This window comes from Glaciecola sp. 2405UD65-10 (genome assembly GCF_048820975.1).
GTDB lineage: Bacteria > Pseudomonadota > Gammaproteobacteria > Enterobacterales > Alteromonadaceae > Glaciecola.
The window spans coordinates 1,137,904-1,150,597 of the sequence record NZ_JBMEUF010000001.1 but is presented as its reverse complement, the minus strand read 5'-3'; the positions used below and the strand labels follow the sequence as shown (position 1 = coordinate 1,150,597).

General features: G+C 40.4%; 13 protein-coding genes. 7 read left to right on the top strand and 6 right to left on the bottom strand.

The annotated features are described in order from the left end of the window. Nucleotides 1-3 precede the first annotated feature (3 nt). Nucleotides 4-822 carry a molecular chaperone gene (locus tag ACOI22_RS05295; protein ID WP_420670939.1) on the top strand — a complete coding sequence of 273 codons (819 nt, stop codon included), beginning with the start codon at nt 4-6 and terminating at the stop codon, nt 820-822. A gap of 157 nt (nt 823-979) precedes the next feature. Further along, the gene (locus ACOI22_RS05290) at nt 980-1,675 is read left to right on the top strand and encodes a hypothetical protein (RefSeq protein WP_420670936.1); all 696 of its coding nucleotides are present in this window, start codon (nt 980-982) and stop codon (nt 1,673-1,675) included. 125 nt (nt 1,676-1,800) lie between these two features. Here ACOI22_RS05290 and ACOI22_RS05285 read toward each other — a convergent pair whose 3' ends face one another. The 6 genes from ACOI22_RS05285 to pspF are packed head-to-tail and all read right to left on the bottom strand — an operon-like array spanning nt 1,801 to nt 8,307. Further along, nucleotides 1,801-2,589 carry an ATP-binding cassette domain-containing protein gene (locus ACOI22_RS05285; protein WP_420670935.1) on the bottom strand — a complete coding sequence of 263 codons (789 nt, stop codon included), beginning with the start codon at nt 2,587-2,589 and terminating at the stop codon, nt 1,801-1,803. After that, nucleotides 2,582-3,661, bottom strand: a complete 1,080-nt coding sequence (locus tag ACOI22_RS05280; protein ID WP_420670933.1) for an oligopeptide/dipeptide ABC transporter ATP-binding protein — start codon at nt 3,659-3,661, stop codon at nt 2,582-2,584. Before ACOI22_RS05280 ends, ACOI22_RS05285 begins: the two co-directional genes overlap by 8 nt. Further along, complete coding sequence (locus ACOI22_RS05275; RefSeq protein ID WP_420670930.1) at nt 3,661-4,554, bottom strand: ABC transporter permease subunit; 894 nt, start codon at nt 4,552-4,554, stop codon at nt 3,661-3,663. Before ACOI22_RS05275 ends, ACOI22_RS05280 begins: the two co-directional genes overlap by 1 nt. Continuing rightward, nucleotides 4,541-5,572 carry an ABC transporter permease subunit gene (locus ACOI22_RS05270; RefSeq protein ID WP_420670928.1) on the bottom strand — a complete coding sequence of 344 codons (1,032 nt, stop codon included), beginning with the start codon at nt 5,570-5,572 and terminating at the stop codon, nt 4,541-4,543. Before ACOI22_RS05270 ends, ACOI22_RS05275 begins: the two co-directional genes overlap by 14 nt. Next, nucleotides 5,569-7,206 carry an ABC transporter substrate-binding protein gene (locus ACOI22_RS05265; RefSeq protein ID WP_420670926.1) on the bottom strand — a complete coding sequence of 546 codons (1,638 nt, stop codon included), beginning with the start codon at nt 7,204-7,206 and terminating at the stop codon, nt 5,569-5,571. Before ACOI22_RS05265 ends, ACOI22_RS05270 begins: the two co-directional genes overlap by 4 nt. Further along, nucleotides 7,207-8,307 carry a phage shock protein operon transcriptional activator gene (gene pspF / locus ACOI22_RS05260; protein ID WP_420670924.1) on the bottom strand — a complete coding sequence of 367 codons (1,101 nt, stop codon included), beginning with the start codon at nt 8,305-8,307 and terminating at the stop codon, nt 7,207-7,209. Nucleotides 8,308-8,534: 227 nt separating this feature from the next. Between pspF and pspA the strand changes: the two genes are divergently transcribed. The 5 genes from pspA to tyrR all read left to right on the top strand — a co-directional run bounded on the left by pspA (nt 8,535) and on the right by tyrR (nt 12,689). Next, the gene (gene pspA, locus ACOI22_RS05255) at nt 8,535-9,242 is read left to right on the top strand and encodes a phage shock protein PspA (RefSeq protein WP_420670922.1); all 708 of its coding nucleotides are present in this window, start codon (nt 8,535-8,537) and stop codon (nt 9,240-9,242) included. Between the two features lie 63 nt (nt 9,243-9,305). Beyond that, nucleotides 9,306-9,542, top strand: a complete 237-nt coding sequence (pspB, locus tag ACOI22_RS05250) for an envelope stress response membrane protein PspB (RefSeq protein WP_420670919.1) — start codon at nt 9,306-9,308, stop codon at nt 9,540-9,542. Further along, on the top strand, nt 9,539-10,015 hold the full coding sequence (gene pspC, locus ACOI22_RS05245; RefSeq protein WP_420670917.1) for an envelope stress response membrane protein PspC: 477 nt from the start codon (nt 9,539-9,541) through the stop codon (nt 10,013-10,015). Before pspB ends, pspC begins: the two co-directional genes overlap by 4 nt. Before the next feature lie 184 nt (nt 10,016-10,199). Further along, complete coding sequence (phhA, locus tag ACOI22_RS05240; RefSeq protein WP_420670915.1) at nt 10,200-10,991, top strand: phenylalanine 4-monooxygenase; 792 nt, start codon at nt 10,200-10,202, stop codon at nt 10,989-10,991. A gap of 141 nt (nt 10,992-11,132) precedes the next feature. Beyond that, nucleotides 11,133-12,689 carry a transcriptional regulator TyrR gene (tyrR, locus tag ACOI22_RS05235; protein ID WP_420670913.1) on the top strand — a complete coding sequence of 519 codons (1,557 nt, stop codon included), beginning with the start codon at nt 11,133-11,135 and terminating at the stop codon, nt 12,687-12,689. Nucleotides 12,690-12,694 lie beyond the last annotated feature (5 nt).

The following is a 12,694-nucleotide window of genomic DNA, read 5'->3' as shown; positions in this document are numbered from 1 at the left end:
AAAATGAAACGTTTAATTTGGGTGTGCGCTGTGTTGTGTAGTTTGCAAATATCTTGTGCACAAGCGAGTTTGTTGATTACCCCCACGCATATTAAGTTTGAAGAACGAGATAGAGTAAAAGAAGTGATTTTACTTAACTCAGGTCGCCAAACAAGAACATACAAAATAGAGTGGATGGAACAGATCCAAAATGATAATGGAAGCTATAGAAAGCTAAATGAGTCTGAATTAGTTTCGTTTCCTAAAGCCAGTGATTTTTTGCGCGTAAGCCCACGCCGCGTAAAGTTAGAGCCAGGTGAAAAACAAATTGTTAAATTACTGCTTCGTAGAACATCTGACATGTCATCAAACGAATATCGCTCGCACCTAAGCTTTATAGCGCTTCCCCCCAAAAAGCCGGAACAAACTGGCCCTGTGAATGGCGTTTCACTGCAAATGGACATGTTACTTAATTATACAATTCCCGTTCTAGTTGCTACAAAGTCCATCGAAAAACCATCAGCGTCTATCAAAAGCGTCGTCTTTCAACCGGCTAAAAATGGTGCTAAACAAGGGAATATATTAGTAAATTTCAATAAAGAGTTCGGTGTTTCTTTACGCGGAGATATTACGGTTTCATTTGCAGAAAATGGTTCCAGCAACTATGAGCCAGTAGGGTATTTAAATGGTGTCAATATGTTCCACGAAGTTACCAACGCGACACGTTTAATAGCTTGGTCGCAGAATGTCACTCCCACTCAAGGAAACTTAAAAGTGGTATATGATGTTGCAGGCCACCAAAAACGACAGGTAATAGCCGAGGCTGTTGTTCCTTTAAATTAAATGAAAATATGTTTAAAGTTTAAATTTGACCTGACGATAATATTCTTGAAGGCAAATAGCCTCTTACTGATAAGAAGTACTTATCGTTAGGGACAGAGTTGTCGCGAGTATTCTTGCGTTGCTGTGTCAATTAATTTAGATAAACTGGAGATATTCCATGTTCAAACGCAATCACATTTATTCAGTAGTAGTAGTTGGAGCTTTGGCTGCCAGCTCTTCAGTAACTTTGGCGCAAGAAACCGTGAACTCGACTGCAACAGTTACTGTACAAAACGCATTTAACTTAGACGAAGTATCAACAATTGATTTCGGAACGTTAAAAGTAACCCAAGGTGCTGCACAAACTTTAACTGCAGGCAGTGCAACACTTACCTACGTAACAATCCCTGGTGATGGTTCACCAGTAACTACGCAACAGGGTACTACCGCTGGTGGCGCAGCAGCAACAGATGGTCAAACATCTTCGATTGTTGACGGTACACCGGGCGAGTATTCAATTACAGGTGCGGCGCCGTTTACTGCACTGACTATTTCAACTGGGACAGGCGAAGATCAAGCGTTAACTGCTGCAGCTACAGATCGTCTTACCGGAATGAATGAAGCTACGCTTACTACTCCCGGCGGCGGAACAGATGAATTTTTTACTATCTATGCAGCATCTACAGACGTATATGTAGTGGGTGGCGCAAATGATGGTGATCAATACGATGTAGCGACACCAAATTTAATCACTGATGCAACAGGTTCTGTTGGGTTTACAGTAGGTGGTATTCTTGCGTACAACGGCGCTGCAACTGCTGCTCCAAGAGATGGTGTGTATACAGGCGCTTATACGCTAACGGTAAGCTACTAGTAATACTCGCATTTAAACGTTTAAATGCGTTTGTAACGACGTCAAATAAAAGCCAGCGAAAGCTGGCTTTTTAATGGATGAAAATTAATCTGATAGTGTTGACAGTTTGCGAAAAAAACTCAGCCTTACAATAAGCTAAAATGCCTTTCCACTAAATCAAAATGAGCCTTTAATAACTTTTTAGTTAACGCTGCTTGTGGCTCAGCAAATACTTCACTTGTTTTCCCTTGTTCAATAATTTTGCCTTTATCCATTACAATTACTTTGTCGCTTACGTGGCGCACAATACCAATGTTATGGGAAATAAACACAAAACCTAGGCCAAGTTCTTGCTGAAGCTTTAAAATTAAATTTACCGTTTGCGAGCGTACCGATGGGTCAAGGGCTGCAAAGGGCTCATCGGCTACTATAATTTTGGGGTCTAAAATAAGCGCGCGGGCCAAGGCAACGCGTTGTTGTTGCCCATCGGACAACATATGGCGGTAATAATAGAAGTGATCAGCCAGTAAACCCACCATTTTTAAGGTGTCTTCAATTTTTTGTTGGCGTTCACTTTCTGTAAAAGAAGTGTTTAAACGAAGCGTATTATGTAGCATTGCGCCTACTGCTACGGCAGGGTTCATTACGTTGGCGCTATGTTGCAATATCATACGAATAGGGTGTTTTTTAACAGCTGCATTTTCAGAATCGTCTTGAATAAATTCAATGCTCCCCGAGGTAGGCTCTTCTGCCCCTGCTAATAACTTGCCCGTTAAGGTTTTACCCGAACCATTGTGGCCAATAATGGCAATGGTTTCACCTTCAAACATGTCAAAGTTAATAGGGCCTAAGCGAAATTCACGCAAGGGGTCAAACAAGCCTTTTATTGAGCGATGAACATAAGTCATGTTTTTAACGCATAATATTTTATTCACTGTTGGCCTCACTGCTCGCCTCATTTTTGGCTAAATGCTTAAACGCTTTGTCAAAGTCACCGGTTTTGGGCTTTTTAAGCTTTTCAGGCATGTGCAAGGGGAAATGGCAACTGTATTGATGTTCATGAATATTACGCATTACCGGCACGTTTACACATTTTTTTTGCGCATTAGGGCAACGTGGGCCTAATCGGCAACCTGTTGGCAAATGTTGCAAACTGGGAATGGTGCCTTTTAAAGCCTTTAATGGTGACTTAGGCGGCAAACTTGTTTGAAAACTAGGCGCGCTATCTAGTAAGGCTTTTGTATAAGGATGCAATGGCCGCTTGAGTAATGAACGTACCTTGCCTGACTCAACTGTTTGCCCGCAATATAGTACCGTCATACTGGTGGCTATACTGGTAATCGCCAGCAAGTCATGGCTAACAAATAAAATAGACAAGTTTTTAGTTTTGTTAAGTTTTACCAGCAATCTAAGTACTTGGGTCTTTGTTGTACTCTCCATCCCGCGGGTTGAGTCATCGGCTATTAATATACTGGGTTCAGAGGCAAGTGCCATCGCTATCATTATTTTTTGGCTTATATCTGCAGGTATTTCGTGAGGGTAGCAATTCAACCAACGGGCATGGTTACGAATACCCACTTTGTGCATTAGGCCTACCACCATTTCTTTTCGTTTTTTTGCCCGGGTCCAAAACCAACCTTTACCAATGAATTCTTCAGGAATACTTTCTTCTATTTGTTCACCTAAGCGAACTAAAGGATCTAATGACGATGTAGGCTCTTGGAAAACAACGGCTATTTCGCGGCGCATTATTTTTCTGCGCTGATCATAGCTCATGTTTAGTAAATCTAAGCCTTTATAGGTAAGCCTATCTGCTTTTATTCGCCAGTAGTCGGGTAGGGCGCCAATAATAGCTTTAACCACCAATGTTTTTCCTGAACCAGACTCACCTACCAAGGCCTTAATTTCACCTTCATCTAAAGTGAAGCTTACTTTTTCTAAAGCCTTAACTTCTTCGTTTCCTGAATCCATATACAAGGTCAGGTTTTTAATATCAAGTAAGGGCATTAGTACGTTAACCTTTTTCGTAAGGCAGAGCGCAAACCTTCGCCTACAATATTGACGGCCAACACCATTAAAAATATAAATATGCCGGGCAGTGCTATTAGCCAAGGCGCTACATAAGCAGCCTCTAAGCTTTGCGATAAAATTTGGCCTAACTCAATGGTTGGGTTTTGCGCCCCTAAATTTAAAAACCCTAAGGCGGATATATCAAGTATGGCAACCGAGAGCGCAATAGTGGCTTGCACGACGATTAACTCGTTCATTCCAGGCAACAGTGAAGTAAAAAATATTCGTTTGGAGCTTGCACCGTCTAGTCTATCAAGCAGCACGTATTCCTTCTTTAGCTCTTCTTGCACAAAATTTCGTGTTTGATGTATAAACTGAGGGATTAAGGCTAGGGTAATAGCAAACATAATATTCTGTAAACCAGCCCCTGTAATTGCGACTACAACAATAGCAATAAGCAAGGTGGGTATTGACATAATGGAATCAAATAAGTGGTTCACTATACTAGAGCGTACGCCTTTTAGCATACCTGCTAGGCCGCCTAAACCCACGCCAATTACAACTGATAACACCACCACTAATAAACTACTAACAAAGGTAGTTCGCGCGCCATATAACAATCTTGATAACACATCACGTCCAAGAGTGTCGGTGCCTAATAAATGCGAAACCGTGCCATTAGGTGCCCACGAAGGAGGAATAATTAATTTGTTTGTATTTTGCAAGTCAGGATCATACGGGGCAATAAAGGGCGCAAGTATTGCTACCGCAAAAAATATGCACAAAATGGCCAATCCCACCACCGCTAAATGGCTTTTTCTAAATTCTATCCACACGTTCTCTAAGGGAGATGGATGGTATTCTTCTTGATATAAATTAAACCGAGGCACGTTCTGCAGTATCCTTTGTAGGGTCTAGCGCGCGGCTAATAAATTCTATGGTAATGGTTAGAATCATTACGCACAAGGCGACTATGAGCATGCCCATTCTAATAGCTGGGTAGTCTTGTTGATAAATGGCCTGAATTAGCCAGTGGCCAATGCCCGGCCATGAAAAAATGGTTTCAATAATCATCACATTGGTTATAAGTGTTGATATTTGCAAAGCCATAGTGGGCAGTATGGGCAATAAGGCGTTTTTAATACCATGTTTAAAAAATATTTGGCGTAGCGTAAAACCTCGCGAACGCGCCGCTACAATATACCCTTTTTCCATTACATACATAGTTGAACGGCGAGTAAATCGAATAAACAAAGCGGTAGTCACTATAGTCACTGACAAGGTAGGTAGAAGGGCGTGTTTAAAGGCATCGATCAAAGCTGCACTTTGGTTTTCAAAATTTGATTTTAAAATATCAATGAAAATGAAACCGGTATGGTGCTCAACTTCAAACAACAAATTGATTCGCCCACTAATAGGCAGCCAGTTTAATTGCAGGCAAAATAATATAATAAATAACAATGCGAGCCAAAATACAGGGAATGAGTAGCCTACAATACTAAAAGTCACTACCGAAAAATCTGCAGGATTATGGTGCTTTATGCCAAAAATAAATCCTAAAGGTATACCCACAAATATAGCAATGACTAAAGAGTAAAAAACTAGCTCAATGGTGGCAGGTAAAGCAATGGCTATTTCATCATATAATTTAAGCTGGCTTGCACTGCTTATGCCCCAATTGCCTGAAATTAAATTATTTAGGTAAAACAGAAATTGTTGAACCCCATTTTTGTCAAGCTTAAATGCTTTTTCTAAGGCTTGAGCCTGCACTTCAGATGCGGGCACTATACCTGATATATTGGTAAGTAATTCGCCAGGAAAATAATAAGGAAGCATGAAAGACAGCAGTACTAATATGAATACTGTAATCACCATTAAATTGACATAGCGTGCAAACATTTTGATCATGGTAGGCGCTCTACCTGATCAAATCTAATCCCGCCAAATGGATTTATTTGCATACCTTTAATATTAGCTCTTACGGCTTGATACTCAAAGGCATGAGCAATTGGCACCAAAGGGGTATCTTTAAAAATGAGTTTGTTAGCGGCTTTATATAGCACTTTACGCTCTTCAAAATTATCGCTCAAAAGCGCTTTCTGGATAAGTTCATCGTATTCTTCATTACACCACATGGCGCGATTAGTGCCAGAGGGGATGGCGTCACAAGTTAATAAAGGGCGGTAAAAATTATCGGGGTCACCGTTATCGGCATTCCATCCAATTAATACACTGTCGTGAATGCCTCGTGTTAAATTTTCGCGGAAAATATTCCAGTCATAGCTAACTATGTTCACAGTAACACCAACATCCGCCAAATAGCGCTTAATAAGTTGGGCCATTTTCATTGCGTTTGGATTATAAGCTCGCTTCACCGGCATTGCCCACACATCCATAGTAAAGTTACTGGGTATACCCGCTTCACTAAGAAGCTCTCGGGCTCTAACAGGGTTGTAGCCAATTTCTTGTGCATCGTCTTGATACGCCCACGAAGCCGAGGGAACTAAACTTTTTGCTCTACTTGCGTGGCCTAAATATACCGCATCCAATAACGAGGTTTTATCAATGGCAAGCGCTAATGCGTGTCTTACTTTCGGATTATTAAAAGGTGCTTTACTGGTATTAAAGGCCCAAAAGCCTACATTTAGCCCCGGTTTCTCCAAGAGCGTGAGCTCTTCTCGCTCTACAATCACTTCTAAATCACTTTGAGAGGGGAATGCCACTGCATCACATTCACCCGTAATTAATTTAGCCATGCGCAAAGATGATTTAGGGGTAATGTCAAAAATCAAATGCTCATTGTTAGAGGTACTTAAGGTGTATTCGTGATGGCGAGAAAAACGGATGTATTGGTTTTGTCGATACTCTACAAATTTATATGGCCCGGTGCCTATAGGTTGGGTATCAATTAATGCAGGGTTTTCAAAGCTAAGCAAATGCTCACCATACTCGGCTGACAAAATTACGGCAAAATCAGTTGCTAGGTTAGCCAAAAATGAGCTGTCAGGCTTATAAAGTGTAATTTCAATTCTATAGCCGTTAATACGTTTTATATCTTTAATAGTTTGCTTTAGGCCTAAACTATCGAAGTAAGGATAGCTCCCACCGTTTACATCATGAAAAGGGTGAGTTGATACGCGCCACCTGTCAAAACTAAATATTACGTCATCAGCGTTGAAATTACGTGAGGGCGTAAAATAAGTTGTGGTATGAAATTCAACCCCGCGACGCAATTGAAATGTATATGTTAAGCCATCGGTGCTAACTAACCATGAACTTGCTAAGCCCGGCTCTATGCGGCCATCACTAGGGTTAAACTCAAGTAAACGGTCATAAATTTGGTGCGCAGAGGCATCAGCGGTAGTACTAGAGGTGTCAAGTTGCGGATTAAAAAAGCCTGGATTACTTTCAGAACAAAAGGTAATCGCGTTTTGCAGCGCACTGGTATTTTCACTACAAGCACTCAGCATATTTGAAGCAAATAATAGTATAAATAGTTGCTTAATATGCGTTGTGAAAATACAGCTTGTTAATTTTGGCATTTACGCAGACTCTGTGTTTTCCAATAAATTGTATTTTTTCAAATACCCTCTAAGCTGATGATATGTCAGTGACAACTTTTCTGCAGTCTTTTTTTGATTATATTGTGAATCTTCAAGGGCTTGTTTGAGCATGTTAATTTCATAATCTTGTGATGCTTGTTTTAAATCAAGCGGAAAACTAAAGGCTTCAGACTGATTTGCCGCCACAACTGGGGCTTCATCTGATAAATCTTGTGGCTCTTGAGGTATTACCGTATTTGGCTCACTTGGTACGCTAATAGTACTATTAACAAGCCCTGTTTTAATTCGTTGTTTAGGACGATACTTAGATTCAAACGGATCTAATACAATATCATGCACAGGCACATTAGGGGGAGTGCGATACACTGCACGTTCTACTACATTTTTTAACTCACGAATATTACCCGGCCACGCGTAATCAAGTAATGTTTCTTGAGCGCGTTTGCTAAATCCAGAAAACAACTCTAATTCAAGTTCTCTAGCCATGTTAATGGCGAAATGTTCAGCCAACATTAAAATATCAGACTGTCGTTCTCTTAAAGGAGGGATAGTGATTACATCAAAGGCTAAACGGTCAAGTAAATCTGCTCTAAACTCACCTTGTTCAGCTAAGGTGGGTAAATCTTCATTTGTTGCGGCTATTAATCGAACATCAACTTTAACCGTTCGTGTACCGCCTACACGCTCAAATTCACCATACTCAATCACTCGTAGCAACTTTTCTTGAATAAGCGCTGAAGTATTGGCAAGTTCATCTAAAAATAGTGTGCCATTGTTAGCATATTCGAATCGGCCTTCACGGCGCTTACTTGCACCTGTAAATGCGCCTGCTTCATATCCGAATAATTCAGATTCTAGCAAATTGTCGTTTAAAGCTGCGCAATTAAGCTTAACGTAATTTTGCTCCCAGCGTTTTGACAGAAAGTGTAAACGCGCGGCGACTAATTCTTTACCAGTTCCGCGTTCTCCAATAACTAACACGGGTTTTTGTAAAGGAGCGACCTGAGAAATTTGCTCTAATACTTCTAGGAAACTATTTGCTTGGCCTATTAAATTATCATTTTGCTTAAACATTGCCATAACGACCTCTTGTTATTGGTCAAATTCACTAAAATATAGTGTACTTTAAAACTAGTTAATTTACAGAATATTTTTAAAAACACATAAAACCATTGTAATTCAGTGTGTTATAGTGTTTTCAAATATTGGCAAGCATATTGAATATAACTTGGTAAGAAAAATGTTTAATCAGATTGTGAATTAACACAAATTGCTAATTACAGCACTAACCGAAGAGGTACTATACCATGGGAATTTTTTCACGTTTTACCGATATCATCAATTCTAATATCAACGCATTATTAGATAAAGCAGAAGATCCAGAAAAGATGGTACGCCTAATTATTCAGGAAATGGAAGATACTTTAGTTGAAGTCCGTTCGGCCTCAGCTAAAACCATAGCGAATAAGAAAGATGTGGTACATCAAATTAATAAATACACGCAAGAAGCGGCCGATTGGGAAGCAAAAGCTGAACTGGCTATTAGTAAAGGTCGTGAAGATTTGGCACGGGCTGCTTTACAAGAAAGACAAAAAGCAGATACAGGTGCAGAATCGCTGCAGCATGAACTAAGCTTAATTGAAGATGAGTTGTCTAAATTACAAAACGAAACGGGCCAATTACAAGACAAACTAGCTGATGCCAAAAGCCGTCAGAAAACAATTGTAATGCGTCAAAACACAGTAAGTTCACGCTTAGAGGTGAAAAAGCGTTTAGATTCATCTACAGTAGATGACGCCATGGGACGTTTTGAACAATTTGAACGTAAAATTGATGATTTAGAATCTCAGGTTGAAGCTTACGATGTAGGCAAACGTTCACTAAAAGATGAGTTTGCTAATTTAGAAGCAGATACTCAAATTGAAGACGAATTGAGCGCGCTTAAGCAGAAAATGGCTGCTTCGAAGCAAAAAGCAGCGAATACTGACAATGCTGATGATGTAAAAAAAGCTTAGGCTCAGCGTAGCTAAGGTTTAACAGACCTTAGCTTCATTCTTAAAAATTACAGGGGATTTAAGATGGACGAATTAATGACATTTACGGGCATTTCGATGATGTTGTTTATGATATTCGTGGCGCCAGTTTGGTTAATAATGCATTATCGTAGCAAGCGCCAAGTGGGCCAAGGTTTATCAGAAACGGAAATTCGATCTTTACAAAACTTGTCAGAAAAAGCCGAAGTTATGGCTGACAGAATTGAAACACTTGAAAGTATTTTAGATGCAGAGGCCCCCGATTGGAGGAATAGAGCATGAAACGTGGTGAACTAAATAGAAATAAGGCTAAAGGCAAAATAGGCGGAGTATGCGCCGGCATAGCGGAGTATTTTGGCATTGAAACGTGGTTAGTTAGAATATTAACCGTTACCGCTTTTTTACTTGCCGCTGGTCCTTTTGTTCTAGTTGCTTATGTAGCCGCATGGTTTATTCTAGATGACAAAGCTTCATCTAATAAGACTGATGACTTAGGACACAAAGGATATGTGCCTCAAGACCACGCTGATACAAAGAGCGGGCATTATTCGGGAAAAGGCTTTAGGAATGAACATGTTCATTCACACGAAAAAGTAGCTGTAAAATCGAAAGTTTGGCAAGCGGGTGTACCCCCACGCAAAGCCTTACTCGATATAAAACAACGTTATGCTACCACCGAAGATCAATTAAGACGTTTAGAAAGCTATGTGACGTCAAAAGAGTTTCAATTAAACCGAGAAATTAACCGCTTGTAATCTCTGATGTTTATAGCCCCCAAACAGACCGCCATTGTGCGGTCTTTTTTTATACTCACATACTGGTTGTGCATATATGTTTACAAAAAATCGTGGTCATACCTCCTGTGGTAGCGGTTTTAAGCTAACTATAATTTTGTAAATTGCATACTATGCTCCAAGTTTATTTACAAAAATGTAACTTATGAAAAAGCAATCGCAGTACGTATCAAAACAAGCCGATAGAAACGGCATCATTAACTGGAGCGCCGCTGAGAATAATCGTTGGAAAAGATTATATGACAGGCAAATAAAACTGTTAGATGGGCGCGCGTGTAATCAGTATATGGATGGCATAAAGCTGCTAGGAATGACTAGCAACCGAATCCCTCAACTAAACGACATTAATACCGTTTTACGAAAAACAACGGGTTGGAAAACGAGTTCGGTACCCGCGCTTATTAATTTCACTGATTTTTTTACCCTTCTTGCGAATAAAGAGTTTCCCGTAGCGACCTTCATTAGAAGTGAACAGGAGTTCGATTATTTGCAAGAGCCTGATATCTTTCATGAAATTTTTGGGCATTGCCCCTTATTGACAAACCCTGCGTTTGCACACTTTACCCATACCTACGGGAAACTCGGTTTAGCGGCAAGTAAAGAAGATCGCGTTTACTTAGCTAGATTGTATTGGTTTACAGTAGAGTTTGGTTTATTAAATACCCCAGAAGGGCTACGCATTTATGGGGGCGGGATATTGTCATCTCCAGGGGAAACAATTCACGCTTTAGAATCTTCGCAGGCTGAGCGCTTGCCCCTTACACCTTTAGATGCAATGCGCACACCTTATCGAATAGATATTATGCAGCCTTTGTACTACGTGTTAGAGCAAGCCGATGACTTAGATTCACTTGCTGACACCGATTTAATGCGCCTAGTGAAACAGGCTAAGCAGTTGGGCTTGTATGCTGCAAAATTTGCGGCAAAAGTAAGCTGAGAGCCGTTATGCGCTAATGTTTGTGCCTAATATTAAACATTTTTCATAAAGCTTAATGGTGTGATCTGGCGCTATTGATAAGCGTATATAAGCTCATACATTTACTCATAATTTTTATTGGCTGTTTGGAGTTGGCTTATTATGCGCTTAGAAATTACTTGTGCGGATAGAACGGGGATAACAAAAAATGTTTTGGACATTTTGCAAAGTTATGCCATTGATTTACGCGGAATACAAATAGAGCCATCGGGGAAAATATTCTTAGATTTCCCCACTATTGAGTTTTCAGACTTACAGGAGTTAATGCCTAAGTTACGCTTGGTTGATGGCATATCTGACGTGAAAACCACGCCATTTATGCCTATTCAGCGTGAACGAAATCAACTTCGTGCCTTACTACAAACATTGCCTGATCCTGTTTTTTCAACTGACGCAAATGGCCAAATTATACTGTTTAATGAAGCGGTGAGTGCAGGCCTTGAAAAATCGGCTAGCGAAATTAATGAACTCAATATTGACGACTTGGTTGACGGGTTTAATTTCACGAAGTGGTTACACGGGAAAAAAGTACTAGCGCAAACTGAACGCGTGCGTTTTATTATGCAAGATTACATCGCCGAAATTTTACCGGTGTACGTTTCTGATTCTGATGAGCAAGTTTTTGCAGGTGCCGTAGTTATGCTTAAATCAGAAGGGCGATTAGGCGCTCAAATGAATATGCTTCGACATACTCATTCAGGCAGCTTTGATAGTTTTGAAGCAAATAGCCCGGCCATGAAAAAAGTGATACGCGAGGCAAAGCGTATGTCTGAACTAGATGGCAATATATTAATAACGGGTGAAACCGGATGTGGCAAAGAGCAAATTGCCAAAGCATGCCATGACAATAGCCGAAGATCTGATGGAGAATTTGTAACCCTAAACTGTGCATCACTCCCCGACGACGTAGCTGAAACCGAATTATTTGGTTATGCCAGTGGTGGGTTTAACTCTTTAGAAGGTAAAGCCGGTTTGTTTGAGCAAGCTGCAGGCGGGACTTTACTGCTTGACGAAGTTTCTCAAATGTCAGCCCAGTTACAAAGTAAATTACTTCGTGTATTAGAGTATGGGACCTACCATCAAGTAGGTGATAGCAGAGTTAAATACATAGACTGTAGAATTATATGCACCTCATGCAAAGACTTAGCTGAACAAGTCCAAGCGGGTAAGTTTAGAGAAGATTTATACTATCGACTAAATGTGCTGGGCTTACTGGTTCCCTCGTTGCGTGACAGAAAGCAAGATGTTGTTCCTTTAGCGAAAAAGCTAGTGACGCAACATGCTCGCAAGCTTGGAATTCAGGCGCCATCGCTAAGCCAGCCTTGTGTTACATATTTGCAGTCATATCCATGGCCGGGCAATGTGCGCCAACTAAGCAATGCCTTGTATCGCGCTATTTCACTAATTGACGGCAATGAAATTACTAAAGATGCCATACAAGTGCCTAGTTGCAGCGCTACGGTGTCTTATATTGGTGATGATTTTGATGGGACCTTAGAACAAGAGGTAAAACGCTTTGAGCGCGATATGCTAAAAAGTTTGTACCCTTCATATCCAAGTACAAGGCAGTTAGCCAGAAAATTAGGCTTAAGTCATACCGCAATTGCAAACAAGTTGCGTGAATATGGTATTTCTAAGCATTCAGCAAAATTACAGTAATAAAA

Coding starts and splice junctions, on each gene's coding strand:
- ACOI22_RS05295 (WP_420670939.1), top strand. CDS start 4: ATGAAACGTTTAATTTGGGTGTGCGCTGTGTTGTGTAGTTTGCAAATA.
- ACOI22_RS05290 (WP_420670936.1), top strand. CDS start 980: ATGTTCAAACGCAATCACATTTATTCAGTAGTAGTAGTTGGAGCTTTG.
- ACOI22_RS05280 (WP_420670933.1), bottom strand. CDS start 3,661: ATGCCCTTACTTGATATTAAAAACCTGACCTTGTATATGGATTCAGGA.
- ACOI22_RS05270 (WP_420670928.1), bottom strand. CDS start 5,572: ATGATCAAAATGTTTGCACGCTATGTCAATTTAATGGTGATTACAGTA.
- ACOI22_RS05265 (WP_420670926.1), bottom strand. CDS start 7,206: ATGCCAAAATTAACAAGCTGTATTTTCACAACGCATATTAAGCAACTA.
- pspF (WP_420670924.1), bottom strand. CDS start 8,307: ATGGCAATGTTTAAGCAAAATGATAATTTAATAGGCCAAGCAAATAGT.
- pspA (WP_420670922.1), top strand. CDS start 8,535: ATGGGAATTTTTTCACGTTTTACCGATATCATCAATTCTAATATCAAC.
- pspB (WP_420670919.1), top strand. CDS start 9,306: ATGGACGAATTAATGACATTTACGGGCATTTCGATGATGTTGTTTATG.
- pspC (WP_420670917.1), top strand. CDS start 9,539: ATGAAACGTGGTGAACTAAATAGAAATAAGGCTAAAGGCAAAATAGGC.
- phhA (WP_420670915.1), top strand. CDS start 10,200: ATGAAAAAGCAATCGCAGTACGTATCAAAACAAGCCGATAGAAACGGC.
- tyrR (WP_420670913.1), top strand. CDS start 11,133: ATGCGCTTAGAAATTACTTGTGCGGATAGAACGGGGATAACAAAAAAT.